The organism is Nocardia sp. NPDC005745 (assembly GCF_040630775.1).
In the GTDB taxonomy this organism is placed as follows: Bacteria; Actinomycetota; Actinomycetes; order Mycobacteriales; family Mycobacteriaceae; genus Nocardia.
The window spans coordinates 51,525-68,839 of the sequence record NZ_JBEXYF010000019.1 but is presented as its reverse complement, the minus strand read 5'-3'; the positions used below and the strand labels follow the sequence as shown (position 1 = coordinate 68,839).

The 17,315-nt window shown below is 72.0% G+C and carries 13 protein-coding genes; 5 read left to right on the top strand and 8 right to left on the bottom strand.

Annotation, left to right across the window (positions count from 1 at the left end; translation table 11 throughout):
- Window positions 1-158: 158 nt before the first annotated feature.
- The 4 genes from ABZ420_RS20955 to ABZ420_RS20940 form a co-directional block, all read right to left on the bottom strand.
- Window positions 159-1,316, bottom strand: a complete 1,158-nt coding sequence (locus ABZ420_RS20955; RefSeq protein WP_357125123.1) for a VWA domain-containing protein — start codon at window positions 1,314-1,316, stop codon at window positions 159-161.
- A 135-nt stretch (window positions 1,317-1,451) separates the two neighbouring features.
- Window positions 1,452-3,860, bottom strand: a complete 2,409-nt coding sequence (locus ABZ420_RS20950; RefSeq protein ID WP_357125119.1) for a DUF5682 family protein — start codon at window positions 3,858-3,860, stop codon at window positions 1,452-1,454.
- Window positions 3,857-4,957 carry an AAA family ATPase gene (locus ABZ420_RS20945; protein ID WP_357125115.1) on the bottom strand — a complete coding sequence of 367 codons (1,101 nt, stop codon included), beginning with the start codon at window positions 4,955-4,957 and terminating at the stop codon, window positions 3,857-3,859. The genes ABZ420_RS20950 and ABZ420_RS20945 overlap by 4 nt, the downstream gene beginning before the upstream one ends.
- Window positions 4,954-7,821: an SWIM zinc finger family protein gene (locus ABZ420_RS20940; RefSeq protein ID WP_357125112.1), complete on the bottom strand. Its 2,868-nt coding sequence runs from the start codon at window positions 7,819-7,821 to the stop codon at window positions 4,954-4,956. Before ABZ420_RS20940 ends, ABZ420_RS20945 begins: the two co-directional genes overlap by 4 nt.
- Before the next feature lie 433 nt (window positions 7,822-8,254).
- Here ABZ420_RS20940 and ABZ420_RS20935 point away from each other — a divergent pair, with 433 nt between their 5' ends.
- From ABZ420_RS20935 to ABZ420_RS20920, 4 genes are all read left to right on the top strand, one after another.
- Window positions 8,255-10,699 carry an AAA family ATPase gene (locus tag ABZ420_RS20935; RefSeq protein ID WP_357125108.1) on the top strand — a complete coding sequence of 815 codons (2,445 nt, stop codon included), beginning with the start codon at window positions 8,255-8,257 and terminating at the stop codon, window positions 10,697-10,699.
- Window positions 10,700-10,706: 7 nt separating this feature from the next.
- A complete protein-coding gene (locus tag ABZ420_RS20930; RefSeq protein WP_357125105.1) occupies window positions 10,707-11,195 on the top strand; it encodes a hypothetical protein in 489 nt (162 codons plus the stop codon).
- Window positions 11,196-11,311: 116 nt separating this feature from the next.
- A complete protein-coding gene (locus tag ABZ420_RS20925) occupies window positions 11,312-11,701 on the top strand; it encodes a YchJ family metal-binding protein (RefSeq protein WP_357125102.1) in 390 nt (129 codons plus the stop codon).
- An 18-nt stretch (window positions 11,702-11,719) separates the two neighbouring features.
- Window positions 11,720-11,995: a SelT/SelW/SelH family protein gene (locus tag ABZ420_RS20920; protein WP_357125099.1), complete on the top strand. Its 276-nt coding sequence runs from the start codon at window positions 11,720-11,722 to the stop codon at window positions 11,993-11,995.
- Window positions 11,996-12,010: 15 nt separating this feature from the next.
- Here ABZ420_RS20920 and ABZ420_RS20915 read toward each other — a convergent pair whose 3' ends face one another.
- Entirely contained in the window at window positions 12,011-12,238 is a 228-nt protein-coding gene (locus tag ABZ420_RS20915; RefSeq protein WP_357125096.1) for a zinc ribbon domain-containing protein, read from the bottom strand.
- A gap of 311 nt (window positions 12,239-12,549) precedes the next feature.
- On the opposite strand from ABZ420_RS20915, the gene ABZ420_RS20910 reads away from it, so the two are divergent.
- Entirely contained in the window at window positions 12,550-14,145 is a 1,596-nt protein-coding gene (locus ABZ420_RS20910) for a carboxylesterase/lipase family protein (RefSeq protein WP_357125093.1), read from the top strand.
- A 99-nt stretch (window positions 14,146-14,244) separates the two neighbouring features.
- On the opposite strand, the gene ABZ420_RS20905 is transcribed toward ABZ420_RS20910, so the two are convergent.
- From ABZ420_RS20905 to rfbD, 3 genes are all read right to left on the bottom strand, one after another.
- Window positions 14,245-15,324 carry an NDP-sugar synthase gene (locus ABZ420_RS20905; protein ID WP_040869274.1) on the bottom strand — a complete coding sequence of 360 codons (1,080 nt, stop codon included), beginning with the start codon at window positions 15,322-15,324 and terminating at the stop codon, window positions 14,245-14,247.
- A 44-nt stretch (window positions 15,325-15,368) separates the two neighbouring features.
- Window positions 15,369-16,265 (bottom strand): glycosyltransferase family 2 protein, encoded by an 897-nt coding sequence (locus ABZ420_RS20900; RefSeq protein ID WP_040869272.1) that lies wholly within the window; start codon window positions 16,263-16,265, stop codon window positions 15,369-15,371.
- Between the two features lie 80 nt (window positions 16,266-16,345).
- Entirely contained in the window at window positions 16,346-17,215 is an 870-nt protein-coding gene (gene rfbD, locus ABZ420_RS20895) for a dTDP-4-dehydrorhamnose reductase (protein WP_357125089.1), read from the bottom strand.
- Between the last annotated feature and the right edge of the window lie 100 nt (window positions 17,216-17,315).

Below are 17,315 nucleotides of genomic sequence, written 5' to 3'. Positions count from 1 at the left end.
CATGGAGCCGATGACGATCCCGAATCTGCTGTCCTGGCTTGCCATCCAGGTGTTCTCCCTGCTGGGGGGATTCCCCGGCGGTTACCCCGGCTGACCCCTTCCGGCCGCGGCTTCCGCGCCCTTCGTCCCCTGTCCGTCGTCGCGGTGTGGCGGCCGATTCAGTGGTGGGCGGCGTTGGCGTGCGCCCAGGACTGGACGTCGCCGCGGTCGAGAGCCAGCGCCAGTAGCTCCGGGAATTTGTCGGGCGTGCAGGCGAACGCCGGAATGCCCAGCGCGGCCAGTGCCGCGGCGTTGTCGTGATCGAAGGCGGGCGCGCCGTCGTCGGACAGCGCGAGCAGCACGACGACCTGCACGCCGGACTCCTGCATCGAGCGGACGCGGCGCAGCATCTCGTCGCGGATGCCCCCCTCGTAGAGGTCGGAGATCAGGACGAACAACGTCTCGGCCGGGCGGGTTACCAGGGACTGGCAGTAGGCGAGAGCCCGGTTGATATCGGTGCCGCCGCCCAGTTGCGTGCCGAACAGCACCTCCACCGGGTCGTCGAGTTTGTCGGTCAGATCGACGATCTCGGTGTCGAAGACCACCATCGAGGTGCGCAGCGACCGCATCGAGGCGAGCACCGCGCCGAACACCGACGCGTACACGACGCTGGCGGCCATCGACCCGGACTGATCGATGGCCAGCACCACATCGCGCCGCACCGCCTGAGCCTTGCGGCCGTAGCCGACCAGGCGTTCGGGCACCACGGTGCGATGCTCGGGCAGGTAGGTGGCGAGGTTCTTGCGAATCGTGCGATCCCAATCGATGTCCCGCAATCTCGGCCGGGTGACGCGGGCAGCGCGGTTCAGCGCACCGGAGACCGCGGCGACGGTCTGCGCCGCGACGCGCTGCTCGATCTCCCGCACCACTTTCTCCACCACCATGCGCGCGGTCGCCTTGGTGGTCTCGGGCATCACCCGGTTCAGGCTCAGCAAGGTGCCGACCAGGTGCACGTCGGGCTCCACCGCCTCGAGCAGTTCCGGCTCCAGCAGCAACTGGGTGAGGTCGAGCCGTTCCACGGCGTCGCGCTGCATGACCTCGACGACGGAGGCGGGGAAGTAGCTGCGAATGTCGCCGAGCCAGCGGGCCACTCGCGGGGCCGAGCCCTGCAAACCGCCGGTGCGCTTGCCGGGCGAGGTCTCGTCATCGGTGTTGTACAGCGCCGACAGCGCCCGATCCATGGCCGCGTCCGTGCCGGAGCCCAGCCCGCCCAGTCCTTCCTCCGCGGCCGCGCCGAGCACCAACCGCCATCGCCGAGACTGTGCTTCGCTGGTCATGCCCTGTCCTCCCCGATGTGAGTGAGGACTCCGCGGCCGTATCGCCGCGCTGCCTGATCACTCATGCTCTGTCCTTCCCGGCAGGGCCGAGGCACTCGGTGGTTGGGCTGCGCTGCCGCCTCCGGCCCTGACCTCTCATACCCCTACTCCCAAGATCTCCGCCGCGGTGCGCACCGCGGCTGTGGCCCGGTCGACGTCGACGCCCGCGACGGACGACGCGGCGGCGACGGATCCGCCGTCGCGGACCGCCTGCCCGATCGCGCGGCGCTCACCCGATTCGAACGCGCCGAAGGTGCGGCGCAGCAGCGGCAGGGTTTCGACGAAGGTGTCGTCGCCGAGGCCGCGCAGCCAGTCGTCGATGAGCCGCAACAGTTCCCGGTCGTGCACCAGCAACAGACCGCGACCGCCGAGAAACCCGTCGATCCACGCCGCCTTGGCCGCGGCGGTGGCGCCCACCGACAGCGCCGCGGAAAGTCTGCGCGCGGCTTCGGCGTCGTCGATGCGGCCGGCGTCGGCGAGCAAACGGACGGCACGCCCCACCAGCGCGCCGTGCACGTCGTCGCGGTCGGCGACGCGGCGCAGCGCGGCCAGCCACTCGCCGGTGGCCCAATCGTCGTCCCTGGTGTGGATGGCGGTGTGCGCCGCGTCCAGGAGACCGCGCAACTCGGTGGCGGCGTCGGTGTCCAATCCGGTCACCGCCGCCGACAGGCCCGCGCAGATGCGCACCAGCAGCCCGTCGGCGACATGGGCCAGCGCCTTGGTGTCGGTGCCGCGCACGTCGCCGTAACGCAGCGTCCGGATCAGGCCGGGCAGCGCGGCCAGCAGGTGGGTGACGTCGTGGTCGAGCGCCGCGGTGGATTCCAGCCGGGCGATCAATCCGTCCGTGGCGCCGCCCAGGTCGGCCAGCAGCGCGACTTCCAGCGCGGCGGTCAGTTCGCCGACCGAGCGGTCGGCGCGGCTCGCGGTGTCGAGGATCTTCGACTCCGCCGCACTGCGGATGGTGGTGCCCCAGCGCGAGGCCTCGATGATCGAGATCGCGTACTCGGGATGCCATTGCAGCGTCCAGGTCTCCCGGAAGGTGCCGGTGCTGCGGACCTCGCTGGTGGTGAGCGTGCCCCACTCGATGTCCAGGACCCGCAGCCGGTGCAACAGACGCGACCGCTCGACCTCGCGTTCCTTGCGCAGATCCAGGTCGACGGTGCGGATCGAGGGCTCCTGCTTCATCCGCAGCGACCGGATGGTGGCGCGCAGGTCGGCGTCCAGCGGCACGGTCGGCGTCTGCTCCGGAACGGCGCCGAGCGCCTCGCCGACGACGAGTTCACCGATCACCAACCGCAGCATCGTCTCGTCTCCGCCGCACAGCACCGACCGCGTGGCCTCGGTGACCTCCGACAGACCGGCGAGCGGGCGGGCGCGCAACGCGGCGAGGGCGTCGGCGAGCCGGACGGCTTCGATGACGTGCGCGCTGGAGACCGGCAGATCGTGGGCGCGCAGCACACCGGCCACCTTGGTCAGCCAGCGGGCGATCGGCCGCTCGGTCGCGGTGAACAGATGGTGGTACCAGCCGGGGGAGGTGACCCCCGCGCCGTAGCCGGAGGACGTGGACAGCCGCGAATGTGTCCACGGCACCCAGGTGAGCCGGGCTTTGGTCTTCGGCAGGCGTTTGAGCAACCGGGCGTCCGGCGCGGCGGGACCGAGCGCGCCGGTGAGCGCGGGTGCGTGCCACGCACCGCACACCACCGCAAGCCGCCTCGCTCCGTCCTTGAGCGCCTTGCGCATCGTCTGGCGCATATAGGCCTCGCGCCGCAGCGTGTGGGCGTCGACCACGAGTGGTTCGGACGGTGATTCGCGCGACGGCGATTCGGCAACCGCTTCCGCGACCGAATCGGGCTCGGGCCCCAGATCGTCCGCAAGCTTCCCGGTGAGTTCGACCGCCGGCGGGTTCCGGACGGTCTCGACGTCCTCGCCGCTCGACGGGTTCTCGTTCGCGTCCGGTGGGCCGGTTTCCGGCATCATGTCGCCCTGGCCACCGGTGTGCTCGACGGATTCGCGCAGCGCGCCCATCGCCTCGGTGATCGCCTCGAACGCGTCGGCGTCCGGGACGGTCTCGACGACGGCGTCCCACCAGCGTTCGGCGTCGTCGTAGCCGCCCGCCTCGGCGAGCGCGGCCAGCGGATCGAACCGGTCGCCGGGCTCGTCCTCCGTCGCGAGCGTGACGGTGGCGGGCAGATCGCAGAACCGCACGGGCACGTCGTTGTCCACGGCGTAGCGCAGCGCCTGCCATTCGGGGGAGAACACCGCGTAGGGCCAGAACGCGGCCTTGGCGGGTGCGTCGGGGACGTAGGCCAGCAGGGCGACCGGCGGGGACATCCCTTCGGCGGCGACGAGGCCCACCAGCGGATCGGCGTCCGCGGGCCCCTCGATGAGAATCATGTCGGGCCGGAAGGCCGCCAAGGCCAGCCGCAGCGAGCGCGCCGACCCCGGCCCATGGTGGCGGATGCCGAAAACCCTGGTCGTCGCGGCGGTTTCGGTGCCGGAGGTCACCCGCTGACCTCACGGCAGGCGCGGTAGAAATCCGCCCAGTCGGGGCGCTCGCGGACCACGGCCTCCAGGTACTCGGTCCACACCACCGCATCGGAAACCGGATCCTTGATCACCGAGCCGAGCACCGCGCCCGCGATGTCGGAGGCGCGCAGCACGCCGTCGCCGAAGTGCGCCGCGAGCGCGATCCCGTTGGTGATCACCGAGATCGCCTCGGCCGTGGACAGTGTTCCGGACGGCGACTTGAGCTTCGTTCGGCCGTCGGCGGTGCTGCCGGAGCGCAACTCGCGGAAGACCCGCACCACCCGCCGCACCTCTTCGGCCGCCGCGGGCACGGTGGGCAGTTCCAGGGCCGCGCCGAGCTGCTCGACCCGCCTGCTGACGATGGCGACCTCCTCGTCCTCGCTCGCGGGCAGCGGCAGCACCACGGTGTTGAACCGGCGGCGCAGCGCGGAGGACAACTCGTTCACCCCGCGGTCGCGGTCGTTGGCGGTGGCGATGACGTTGAAACCCTTGGCGGCCTGCACCTCGATGCCGAGTTCGGGCACCGGCAGGGTCTTCTCGGACAGGATGGTGATCAGCGCGTCCTGCACGTCCGACGGGATGCGGGTGAGCTCCTCGAGCCGGGCGATGGAGCCCGCCCGCATGGCCGTGAGCACCGGCGACGGCACCAGCGCCGCCTCGCTCGGCCCCTCCGCGAGCAGCCGCGCGTAATTCCAGCCGTAGCGAATGGCCTCCTCGGCCGTGCCCGAGGTGCCCTGCACCAGCAGCGTCGACGCACCGCTGATGGCGGCGGAAAGATGTTCCGACACCCAGGTCTTGGCGGTGCCCGGCACACCGAGCAGCAACAGCGCCCGGTCGGTGGCCAGCGTCGCGACCGCCACTTCCATGAGCCTGCGCGGACCGACGTACTTGGGGGTGATCACCGTGCCGTCGGGGAGGGAGCCGCCGAGCAGGTAGGTGACCACCGCCCAGGGCGACAGTCGCCAGGACGGCGGGCGGGGCCGGTCGTCGGCGGCGGCGAGGGCGCGCAGCTCGTCGTCGTATGCCTGTTCGGCGTGGGGGCGCAGCAGATCCGGCGCCGGGTCGGTGGTGGTCACTGCAGCTCCTCGAGCATCATCGAGCGGTGGTTGAGGTCATGGGCGAGCTGGGCGAAGGCCCGCTCCCAGGCTGGATCGTCGCATCGGCGGGCCACCGCGGTCAGTGTGCCCGCGGCGGCGACGGGAAGGTGCACCGCGGCCGCGGCGAGCAGCGACCGGTGCGCGTTCGGTGCGGCGCCGTGCGTCTCCGGACGCCGCGCCGCCGCCCGCGCCCGCTCGAACAGCAGCAGGACCACGTGCTGGGCCAGCGCCTCCGGCCACGGATGGCCCATCGCAGGCAGCAGCGCCTCGATCTCGGAGAGCCACGAGCCGTCCAGCCGCGTCAGGTGCGCGGTCCGATCCGGCAGCGGCAGCAGCGCGAACAGCTCTCGCCTGCGCAGCATCGCCAGGTCCGTGGGCACGCCCGCGTCGAACAGCGCTCGCGCCCACGCCGAATCACGTTGCGCCAGCGCGGCATCCACCCATCCGTCGAAGACCGGCTGCCGGAACCGGTCGTCGATCGTGGCGCGCACCGCCTGCTGCGGCGTGCCGAGCACGCCGGCCCAGTGCGCGAGCGGGGTGGCGGCGACCACCTGCCGGAGCCGGGCCGCGGATACGTCGGGCGCGCCGTTCCAGCGGTAGGCGAATTCGGTCGTGCGGTCGGTGATCCCATCGCGCTGTGCGGAGGCGTCGAGCGTATCCGGCAGTGTGAGCAGCACGTTCGTGTGCAGCATCCGGTGCTCGGCGCGGATCCACGCGTTCGCCCGCTCGCGCATCCGCTGGGTGAACGCCGATTCCGGCAGCAGGGCGAGCAGTCCGGCGGCGGTGCGGCGCACGTCCGCGCGCCGGTCGTCCAGCGCCGCTTCCAACAGGGGCTCGTCGTCCGGGCCGAGCCGGTCGGCGAGCACGGCCAGCAGTTCGGCCTTCAACGGCCCGGTTTCCTTCGGCCACGCCGCGGTCAGTGCCGCCCTGGCCGCGGCGGAGTCGTCGCGCCGGAGTTCGGCGAGCCAGTCGCGGCGCTCGGGCGGCCGGCCGAACAGCCACGTGTCGGCGGAGCGCTCGGACGCGGTGGACGGCTGCCGGACCAGGTCGCGCCAGTCCGGATGCCGGGCCGCCAGCCAGCTGCCGCGGGCGCCCGCGAACCGGAGCAGCGGCTCGCGCAAGGTGGCGTTGATCTTCGCGTGCTCGAGCAGTTGCTCGCAGAGCGCGTCCGGCGCCCGGTAATCGTGCGGCCGCGCCGCGTCGAACCATTCGGGAAGAAATGCCGAGCGCTCCCGCAGCATGCGGGACAGGCGTGCCGCCGCGGCGCGCGGCAACGACGGGCGCGGATCGTCCGCGGCGGGCTCGGGTGGGGCCGCGGTGGCAGGTTCGAGGCCGCCACGGAGGAAAAGGTCTTGCAGCGCGGCTGTTTCGAGGAGCCGCACCGCGGGATCGCTCGGCAATCGATTCGCCGCGCGCGCGATCGACGGCGCGAGCGCGGCGAGATCCGGCGCTCGGCGTGCGGTGCCCAGCAGGGCGACGGACGTGAGGTCAGCGCCCGCGGTCGACCCGGCGGGCGAGTGGGACGAATCGGATCCGAAAACCTCGGTGCGCACCAGGTCGACGACCGCACCGGCAGTGAACACCGAAATCGGCTCCAGCCCGTCGGCGCTCCACTCGCCGACCACGGTCACCGGATGACCACCGGAGACGGCCAGCAGTGTCCACGGTTGCTCGCCCGGCCGGATCGGCAGCGCCGTACCGTCGGATTCGGTGACGTACCAGCCTTCTTCGGTGCGGGTGGGCACCACGTCGGCCAGCAGCATCGGCCAGGAACGCAACCACGGATCGGCGCCCAGCGCCGACGCGTGCGCGGCCAGCGCGGCGGCGATCGTAGCGGGACTGTCGGCGGCGGGCAGTGTGGTGAAAGGTTCGGCGGCGCTGTGCCGTTCCCCCCACAGCGCACGCAGCGGCGCGGCGCCCGGATAGAAATGCAGCTGCGCGTCGGCCATCTGCCCGAGCGCGGGAACGTCGGCGGGGAAGCCGGGGGACCCGAAGGAATGGTCGACCACCAGCGCCCAGCGTCTGCTTGCCCTCCCGTAAAGCCAGGTCCGCCGGGTGTAGAGGCGCTCGTCCTCGGTGATCCGCGATCCGAACACCATCCATCGGTCGCGGGCCGGAGGTTCGGCGCGCACCGCCTCGGCCGGGTTGGGATAGCCGACGTGGGTTCGGATGCTGGCGCGCAGCGCGGGAGCCACCGAGTCGAGCTGCCGGTGCGCGGCGATCAGCAGGTGCATCCGCGAGTACTCGCGCAGCACCACATCGGGCCAGTCGGTTCTGGTGGCGATGGCGACCGGGAGCCTGCGCAGGGCGGAGGCGAGGCCGGGGGCCTGCGCGTCGACCATTCTGGCGGCCACGGCCTCGAAGGCGCGATACGAGCGATCGGCCTGCGCGAGCCCGGTGCGCACCTGATCACCGAGCCAGACGTCGAGTTCCTCCAAGCCTGCCGTCACCCGCACCCGCCGCTGTTCGGCGGTGGCCGGGTTCGCGGTGCGCGGCCGGTCCGCGGCCGCGGTGGCCCGCGCCGCACGGCCGCCGATCCACGACGCCGCGTAATCGGCGGTCTCGGGAACGACGGCGACCTCGCCCGAGGCCCAGCGCAGCAACAGCGACAGCGCGTGTTTGCAGGGGAACTTGCGGCTCGGGCAGGAGCACCGATATGCCGGGCCGGACAGGTCGACGATCGTCTGATACGGCGTGGCGCCGCTGCCCTGGCACTGCCCCCACAGCGCCGTGCCGTGCTGCCCGCACTCGCGCCAGCGGCTCACCAGCTTGCGGGCCGCCGACAGCGAATTCGCGTCCGGCGCCAGCGCCGTGACCTGGTCTTCGGTCCACGGCGTCGTCATCGGGAGGCTCCAGCTCGGTGGTGGCTCATCGCCTTCCTTCGTTGCTCGGTTGACCGGATTTCTACCGCAGCGCACCGACAAGTGCCGCCACCGGTGCCCGGCCGCGCGCGGAACGGCTTGTCCCGGCGCCGTATTCGCCACCCGAACGAATCTTGCGCCGATCGTGGCGCTCTGGCATTCTGTCCTGTTCGGCTCGACCGAGCCACCCGGAACGGGTGTTGACACCATCGAGCTGCCCGCCGGGGTTGGCGAGGGGTGGACATCGAGACGCGGCGCAGGCGTTTCGATGACCATATCCATCCCCGCGGGCAGATTCGCCTGGGTGCGGTGGGCGATCCCGATGCCATCGGGTAGCGTTTCGCACAGCTTCGACAGGCGCCGCGCACGGGGTCGGAGGACGTGTGGCGGCTCGATGGTGGAGGGGATTTTTCGCATGCGCCTGGATCCCGACGCTGTCCAGGCCGCCGGCTCCGCGGACGCGCCGCCCCGGCTCTCGGAGGTGGTCACCCGGCGCCTCGCCGAGGATCCGGCGGTCACTCCCTCGGTCACGCGGACCGTGCTGCGCGCCCTCGGCGCCGCCGAATCGGACGACGCGGCAACGGCGTTCGATCATTCCGGGATCTTCCTGAGCGCCATCCGGGTGTGCGGATTCCGCGGCATAGGCCCCGAGACGACGCTACAGCTGCCGCCGGGGCCGGGTCTCACCCTCGTGGTCGGCCGCAACGGCAGCGGCAAATCCAGTTTCGCCGAGGCCGCCGAGTTGGCGCTGACCGGCGGGAACCGCCGGTGGGACGGGCGATCGGCGGCCTGGCGGGAAGGCTGGCGCAACCTGCACGACGGCACGGCCACCCGGATCGAGCTGGAGATGCTCACCGCCGGTGACGCGCCCCGGCTCACCATCACCAAGGAATGGGCGGCCGACGCCGACCTGCCGGACGCACACTGGACCCAGCGGTATCCGCCCGCGGCGCCCACGGATTTCGACATGGACCGGTGGACGGCCCAGCTCGAGCTCTACCGCCCCTTCCTGTCTTACAGCGAACTCGGCGCGCTGGTGGACGGGAAACCGAGTGATCTGTTCGACGCGCTGCACCAGCTGCTGGGCCTGGACGAACTCACCCTGGCGCAGGAACGGATCCGGATGCGCCGCCTGGAACTGGAACGCGCCGTGCGGGATTCGCGTCAAGAACGGCTGGAACTGCTGGAACTGCTCGCGTCGGTGGCCGACGACCGCGCGATCCGGGTGGCGGGGTTGCTGCGGCCCGCCCAGCCCGATCTCGCCGCGGTGGGCCGCGAAGTGCTCGGCGTGGTGGACGATCCGGCAGGCCCGGACGGCTTGCGCGCGATCGTGCGGCTCGCGCTGCCCGACGACGCCGAAGTCGACGCGGTGGCCACCCGGCTGGAAGCGTGTGGCGCTGCCCTCGCCGAGGGCACGACCGCAGACGCCGAATCCGATCTGCGCCTGCTCGAACTGCTGCGCAAAGCCCGCGAGCACCAGGCGGCGAGCGGAGCATGCCCGTGCCCGGTGTGCGGCCGCGGCGCATTGGACGAGACGTGGGTGCGCGAGACCGATGCCACCATCGAGCGACTCGCCGCCCGGGTGGACGCGCTCACCACCGCCCGCATCGAACTCGGCGACGCCGTGCGCGCCGCGCGGGCGCTTCCCGACCTCGTGCCCGCCGAATTGGAATTCGACCCGCGCAACCCTCCGTCGGTCGACACCACGGCGGTGCGCGAGGCCTGGGCGGAGTGGGCCGCGCTGACCGCCGCCGAATACACCCCGGACCTGCCCGGCAGGCTGCGCAGCGCGCACGCGCGGCTGGTCGACGAGCTCGACCTGCTGCAGAAGGGCACCCGCAAGGAACTCGACCGCCTGGACGAGGTGTGGACGCCGCTGGTGCCGCGGATCGTGGCCTGGCTGGAGGGCGCGCGCGAGGTGGCCGCGCACGCGGCGGAACTGCGCACGGTGAAGAAGGCCGAGGACTGGCTGAAGTCGGCCACCGCGGGCCTGCGCGGCGAGCGCATGACGCCGCTGGAGACGACGGCCCGATGGGTGTGGCGCACGCTGCGGCAGCAGAGCAACGTGGAACTGGGCGCGATCCGATTGCAGGGCAACGCGGGCACCGCGCGCCGCGTGCTGCTCGACGTCACCGTGGACGAGGTGGACGGCGCAGCCCTCGGCGTGATGAGCCAGGGCGAGTTGCACGCGCTCGGTCTCTCGCTGTTCCTGCCGCGAGCCACCGTGGAGCAGAGCCCGTTCCGCTTCGTCATGATCGACGACCCGGTGCAGGCGATGGACCCGGCCAAGGTGGACGGCTTGGCCCAGGTGCTCGCCACGGTGGCCTGGACCCGTCAGGTGGTGGTCTTCACCCATGACGAGCGCCTCGCCGAGGCGGTGCGGCGGATGCAGCTGGACGCGACCGTGCTCGAGGTGCAGCGGCGCGACCGCTCGGTGGTCGAGGTGCGGGTGTCCAGCGATCCGATCCGCCGCTATCTGGACGACGCCCGCGCCTTGGTGCGCACCCCGCAGCTGCCCGCGGCGATCGCCGACGAGCTGGTGGCCACGTGCTGCCGTTCCGCGGTGGAGGCGGCCAGCCTGGCGAGGGCGCGGCGCACGCTGCTCGCCGCGGGCATGAATCACCGCGAGGTGGAGCGCCATATCGACGCCGCGCAGTCCACCAGGGCGAAGGTGGCGCTGGCGGTCTTCGGGGTCGGCAGCAAGGTCGACGATCTGAACCGGAACCTCATCGCGGCGGAAGGACGGTGGGTGGTGGACGCACTGCGCGACGCCACGGCGGGCGCGCACGTGCCGATCGGGCGCGACATGCGCGAGTTGATCGGCGAAACGGAGAAGTTCGTGGCGTGGCTGGCCCGGTGAGGCGCCGATGAGCGGGCGGCGTCGGCCGGTCGGCGCACGTCGCGGCCCCGCGGGCGGCGGCAGCGCGTCCCGGCCCGGGCAGCGTGGGCGCAACGACGGAGCGCACCGGCCGCGCGGGAATCGGCCGTCGGTCGCCGAGCGGCTGGAGACGGTCGATCTGCTGCTCGCCGGATCGGTGACCGACGCGGGCGGGCTGTGGTCCCGGGCGACGGCCTGGATTCTGCGGATCGCTTTGGAGCAAGCCGTGGACGAATTGTGGCTGCGGCTGGCGCCGCCGCTGGTCCGCTGTCCGATGCGGGCGCAGCTGATCGCGCTGCGCGCCTTCGCGGGCCCGGACGAGGCGGCGCGCGTGGCCGTGCTCTGGGCGGCACTGTCGCGCGCCGCGCACCACCACGACTACGAACTCGCGCCGAGTGTCACCGATCTGCGGCGCTGGCGGGAGCAGACCGTCGCCCTGGCCGCGGACCTGGCGGCGGTGCAGGCGCGCCGGGAGTGACCGGCCATCATGTCCCGTCGGCAAGATCGGCCGGAACGGGCACGATGGAGCGGATCAGGACAAGCGGTGGCGAACGTGACCATGGACGGCGCCGCTCGGACCGGAAAGGACGTGGCATGAGCGGAGCACGGCGCTGCCCATGTGGGCGTGGCGAGGCCTTCGACGACTGTTGTGGTCCGGTGCTTCGCGGCGAGCGTCCCGCTGCCACCGCCGAAGCGTTGATGCGCTCGCGCTACACCGCGTTCGCGGTGGGAGATGTGGCCTACCTGCTGCGTTCCTGGCATCCGCGCACCCGACCGGCCGATCTGACCCTCGACCCCGCCCAGCGCTGGCTGTTCCTCGAAGTCACTCGGACCGACCGCGGTGGCCTGTTCGACGACACCGGAACGGTGGAGTTCGTCGCGCACTACCGGGACGCGGGCGGTCGCGGCGCGCTGCACGAGGCCAGCCGATTCGCCCGATCCGATGGCGCCTGGGTCTACCTGGACGGCACGCACGCCGACTGACCGGTAGCGTCGGCGGGCATGGCACGCGTCGCGATCGAGTACTGCACCCAATGCCGCTGGCTGTTGCGGGCGAGCTGGATGGCGCAGGAATTGCTCAGCACGTTCGCCACCGACCTGGACGAAGTCGCGCTCCGGCCGGGCTCGGGCGGGGTCTTCCGGATCACCGTCGACGGCGAACAGATCTGGGAGCGCAAGACCGACGGCGGCTTTCCCGACATTGCGGTGCTGAAGCAGCGGGTGCGCGACCGGGTGGCACCCGAGCGCGACCTCGGTCACGCCGACCGGCGCGACTGAAACCGCGCCGGGAAGTCAGCCGCAGCAGCCGCCACCGCAGCAGCCGCCACCTGCGGGCGGCGCCGACGGACTCGGCGCGGGCGCACTCCCGCCGCCCCTGGAGACGGTGGCGAAGGTGGTGAGCAGTTTGACCGTGTCGTCGTGGCCGACCGGGCAGGTCGCGGGCGCCGACGCCTCGGCCATCGGGCGGGAAACCTCGAACGTGTCGCCGCAGCTGCGGCACCGGTAGCTGTAACTCGGCATCCGCTCAGTTTAAGCGCCGCGCCGCGCTGTGTTCGGATCGGACTGCGCCGAAACCTTCGCGGCCGCGCGGCACATCCGAACGTCGGTCGAACGACGTCGCGATCATGGCAAGGAGGGGGCGGGAGCACCGTTGCGGCTACCGAGGGTGGCGGCGAGTGATGGCCGCCGCAGTGACCGATTCGACATCGCGGCTCCGGACAGGTGCCTGAACAGCGGATGAATCGCAGGCGACGCGGCCATGTCTCGGCAACACAACGTGGACTACCTGATCTTCGACGTACTCTCGAAAAAGAAGTATGAGGAGGTCGGCGATGCGTGCTCAATTCTCCGAGGCGGTGCCCGGTCCCGACGGTTACGCCGAGCCCATCGCGCGAACGGTTCACGGCGACGTACGCGGCGTGCGCGAGGGCACGGTGTCCGTCTGGCGCAGCATCCCATATGCCGCGGCCCCCGCCGGACCGGCGCGGTTCGCGCGCCCCCAGCCCCCGCAGCCGTGGGACGGAGTGCGCGACTGCACCGCGTACGGGCAGATCGCACCCCAGACGATGGGCACCATGGTCCCCATCGATTCGGGCCTGACCATGGGCGAGGATTGCCTGTGGCTCAATGTCTGGTCACCGCGGCCCGAGACCGGCGATCCCGACCGGGTCGCGGAAACCGAACCGCGCCCGGTCATGGTCTGGCTGCACGGCGGAGCGTACTGCCTCGGCACCGCGGCGCAGCAGATCTACGACGGGCGCAAACTGGCCGCGACCGGCGACGTCGTGGTCGTGAGCGTCAACTACCGGCTCGGCGCGCTCGGCTTCCTCGACCTGTCCTCGCTCGGCGACGACTTCGCGCCGAACCTCGGCCTGCACGACCAGATCGCCGCACTGGAGTGGGTGCGCGAGAACATCGCCGCGTTCGGCGGCGATCCCGGCAATGTCACGCTCTTCGGCGAGTCCTCCGGCGCGGGTTGCGTCACCGCGCTGCTCACCGCTCCGCGCGCGGCCGGCCTGTTCCACCGGGCGATCGCGCAGAGCCCGCCCGCGACCACCGTATTCGGGCCCGAGCGCGCCGCGACGGTGGCGCAGCGCTTCCTGGATCTGATCGAACTGCCCGCGAGCAGGGCCGAGGAACTGCTGGAATGCCCGATCGACCGGATCGTGGCGGCGGCGGGCGTCCTGCTCGACGAGATACCGCTGAAGGAGCCGGGCAGGCTGGCGGCGGCCCCGGTGGTCGACGGCGATCTGCTGCCGACCTACCCGATCGACCGGTTCCAGCGCGGGCTATCGCATCGGGTGCCGTTGATCATCGGCACCAACAAGGACGAGGCGTCGCTGTTCCGGCTGCTGCGCTCGCCGATCATGCCGGTGACGCCGGACGCGGTGAACGCGATGCTGCGTGACGTCGCCGCGGGCCACCCGGAGATGTCCGCGGAGCGGATCGCCGAAATCACCTCGGCCTACCCGGACCTGAACAAGGCGCGCGGCGCGCTGGCGATGTCCACCGACGCGGCGTTCCGGATGCCCGCGCACTGGGTGGCCGACGGTCACGCCGAGCACTCGCCCACCTGGATGTACCGCTTCGACTACGCCACCCCGATGTTGCGGGCGGCCCGGGTCGGCGCGGGTCACGCCACTGAATTGCCATATATCTTCGGCAATTTCGGCACGATCAACCGTGACCCCACCTTCTGGCTGGGCGGCCGCAAAGCGGCCACGGAGGTCTCCGGGCGGATGATGCGCCGCTGGCTGGCCTTCGTCACCCACGGCGTCCCCGCGGCGCTCGACGGCTCGAAACACTGGCCGCCCTACCGCCTCGCGGACCGCGCCACCCTGCTCATCGACAGCGTCGATCGCGTGGTCGAGGATCCCGACCGCGACCTGCACACCGCCTGGGGGCAACAGGCCGTCGGCTTCGCCTGACCGGCTGCTTCTCGCACCGTCGCGTGCGTGGATGTACGGACGGCGGGTGCGGCCCGGATTCGCCGGACGGTCACCTGGGCGCGGCGAGTGGAACGCGCCTCAGACGTCGGTGGAGAAGCGGATGCCGCCGTCGGGAATCACCACACCGGGCCAGACGCGGGCTCCGCGCAGCAGTTCGCAGCGGGCGCCGATGTGCGCGCCGTCCCCGATGACGCCGTCGCGCACGAGCGCCCGCGGGCCGATGCGCGCCCCGAACCCGATGATGGTGCGCTCGACCGTGGCGCCCGCCTCGATCACCGCGCCGTCGAAGACCACCGCGCCGTCCAGACGCGCGCCCGCGCCGATCTCGGCGCCGCGCCCGACGACCGTCCCGCCGATGAGCACCGCTCCCGGCGCGACGCCCGCGCCGGGATGGACCAGCGATTCACCGCGCTGACCGGGCAGGGCGGGGGAGGGCGCGATGCCGCGGACCAGGTCGGCGGAGCCGCGCACGAAGTCCTCGGGAGTGCCCATGTCGCGCCAGTAGGAAGCGTCGACGTACCCCTGGAGGCGGGCGCCCTCGGTCAGCAGCGCGGGGAACACCTCGCGCTCCACCGACACCGGGCGCCCGGCGGGGATCTTCTCGATGTACTCGCGGCGGAAGACGTAGCATCCGGCGTTGATCTGGTCGGTCGGCGGATCCTGGGTCTTCTCCAGGAACGCGGTGACCCGGCCGTCCTCGTCGGTGGGCACGCAGCCGAACGCGCGCGGGTCGCTGACCCGGACCAGGTGCAGCGTCACGTCGGCGCGGGTCGACTCGTGGGTGTCGAGCACCGCGCCGAGATCGGTGCCGCCCAGCACGTCGCCGTTGAACACCATCACGTTGTCCGCGCGCAGCTTGGGCAGCACGTTGCGGATGGCGCCGCCGGTGCCGAGCGGCTCGGTCTCGGTGACGTACTCGATCTCCAAGCCGAGCTCGGAGCCGTCGCCGAAGTGCTCCTCGAACACCTCGGCCTTGAACGACGTGCCGAGCACCACATGGGTGATCCCGGCCTCCGCGATGCGGGCGAGCAGATGGGTCAGGAACGGCAGCCCGGCCGTCGGCAGCATCGGCTTGGGCGCCGAAAGGGTCAGCGGACGCAGCCGCGTTCCCTGCCCGCCGACCAGGATCACCGCGTCGGTGCCTGTATTTCCTGCCATCAAGCTCCCCTGTTCACAAGGTCGTTTCTCGCCTGCGCCGCCGGTTACCCGGCGTCGCGCGCCTGCTGGCGCAGGGCAGATCGAACCGCAATCCGCGAGCGGATCGCAAGTCCGGCCCGCAACGCCAGCCGCAGCGGAGCCTGCCACCAGTGCGGATGCCGGTCGGCCTGGAACCGGTAGGCGCTGGCGTGATGGGCGGGCAGCATGACCTCGGGATGGCGGCCCGCCGCGTGGCCCTTGGCGTGGGTCACCTCGGCGTCCGGCACGAACACGTTGTGCCAGCCCGCCTTGCCCATCCGGTCGCCGAAGTCGACGTCCTCCATGTACATGAAGTAGCGCGAGTCGAAGCCGTCGATCGAGTCGAACGCCGCGCGCCGTACCAGCAGGCACGAGCCCGACAGCCAGCCGACGGCCCGCTCGGAGATCTCCTCGTTCTCCTGCCGGTACCGGCGGGTCCAGGGGTTGGACTTCCACACCGTGCCAAGGATCGCGTGCCCGGCTCCGTCGAGCAGGCCGGGCACCCGGCGGGCCGACGGGTACACGCTGCCGTCCGGCTCGAGCACCAGCGGCCCGAGCGCACCCGCGCGCGGCCAGCGCTTGGCGGCGGCGAGCAGTTTGTCGATGGAATCGGTGCCCCAGCGGATGTCCGGGTTGGCGATCACGATGAACTCGATGTCCGGATCGATCTCCGCGACCGCCCGGTTGATCGCGCCGCCGTAGCCGATGTTGCCGCCGGTGCGTAGCAGCCGCACGTGCGAATTCGCCTCGGCGGCCAGCTCCGGCACACCGTCCACCGACCCGTTGTCGGCGAGGATCACCTGCGGTTTCTCCGCGGTGGCCCCCGCCAGGGTGCTGATGAAGTGCTCGAGGTGCTCACCCGGCGAGTAGGTCACCGTGACGACGGCCAGGCCCGCGGGCGCCGCGGAATCGGAATCACTCACGACAGGCAACTCTAATGGGCGCAGCCGGACTCCGTTCGCCGATGGCCCGCCCGAGGCCGCGGCGAAGGCGGAGGTACGCGCTAGCCGGACCGTCGTGCCAGCGCGTCCCCCAGCGCGGTCCGCCAATCCCGCAGCGGGCGCAGCCCGGCATCGTTCCAGGCTCGCGGCGACAACACCGAATACGCCGGGCGCCGTGCGGGTCTGGGAAAAGCGGACGAGTCGCACGGGCGGACGCGCCCCGGATCGGCGCCGATACCCGCGAACACCGCGCGGGCGAGCTCGAATCGACTGGCCCGCCCCGCATTGGTGGCGTGCACCACCCGGGGGGCGTCCGGCCGGTCCGCCAGTTCCAGCAGCGCGGCGGCCAGATCGGCGGCGTAGGTGGGCGAGCCGACCTCGTCGTCGACCACGTAGACGGTGTCGCGTTCCCGCTCCAGCCGCAGCATGGTGGCGACGAAATCGCCACCGCGCCCGGTGTATACCCACGCGGTGCGCACCACGTGCGCGTCCGGGCAGCGGCTGAGCACCGCTTGTTCACCCGCGAGCTTGGACGCTCCGTACACCGAAGTCGGCCCCGTCACATCCGCAGTGTCGTACGGCCGATCCTGGGTACCTGGAAAGACGTAATCGGTGGACAGATGGATCAGCCGGGCACCGAGGTCGGCGCAGACCTCGGCGAGCACGGCCGGTCCGGTGGCGTTGCCCGCGTACGCCGCTTCGGCTTCGGTTTCGGCCCGGTCCACGGCGGTGTAGGCGGCGCAGTTCAGCACCACGTCGCCGGGCGCGAGTACCGCGCGCACGGCGACGGGGTCGGTGATGTCGAGTTCGGCGCGCCCGTAGCCGCTGGCGGCCGGAGCCAGGCGCAGCAGTTCCCGGCCCACCTGTCCGTGCGCCCCGGTGACGACGAGGCGGACGGAGACGGTGGACTCGGGCGCGGTGGGGTCGGTCACGGGCGCAAGTCTGGCACGCCGCCGGTTGCGCGGTTGCGGCCGTTCGCGATAACCGTTCGATAGCCTTGAGCTATCGGGGATCCCGAAATCGGGCGGGGCG

What these genes read in the sequence shown, in the direction of transcription:
- ABZ420_RS20955 (WP_357125123.1), bottom strand. Translation starts at nt 1,316, where the DNA reads ATGACCAGCGAAGCACAGTCTCGGCGATGGCGGTTGGTGCTCGGCGCG.
- ABZ420_RS20940 (WP_357125112.1), bottom strand. Translation starts at nt 7,821, where the DNA reads ATGACGACGCCGTGGACCGAAGACCAGGTCACGGCGCTGGCGCCGGAC.
- ABZ420_RS20935 (WP_357125108.1), top strand. Translation starts at nt 8,255, where the DNA reads ATGCGCCTGGATCCCGACGCTGTCCAGGCCGCCGGCTCCGCGGACGCG.
- ABZ420_RS20930 (WP_357125105.1), top strand. Translation starts at nt 10,707, where the DNA reads ATGAGCGGGCGGCGTCGGCCGGTCGGCGCACGTCGCGGCCCCGCGGGC.
- ABZ420_RS20925 (WP_357125102.1), top strand. Translation starts at nt 11,312, where the DNA reads ATGAGCGGAGCACGGCGCTGCCCATGTGGGCGTGGCGAGGCCTTCGAC.
- ABZ420_RS20920 (WP_357125099.1), top strand. Translation starts at nt 11,720, where the DNA reads ATGGCACGCGTCGCGATCGAGTACTGCACCCAATGCCGCTGGCTGTTG.
- ABZ420_RS20915 (WP_357125096.1), bottom strand. Translation starts at nt 12,238, where the DNA reads ATGCCGAGTTACAGCTACCGGTGCCGCAGCTGCGGCGACACGTTCGAG.
- ABZ420_RS20910 (WP_357125093.1), top strand. Translation starts at nt 12,550, where the DNA reads ATGCGTGCTCAATTCTCCGAGGCGGTGCCCGGTCCCGACGGTTACGCC.
- ABZ420_RS20905 (WP_040869274.1), bottom strand. Translation starts at nt 15,324, where the DNA reads ATGGCAGGAAATACAGGCACCGACGCGGTGATCCTGGTCGGCGGGCAG.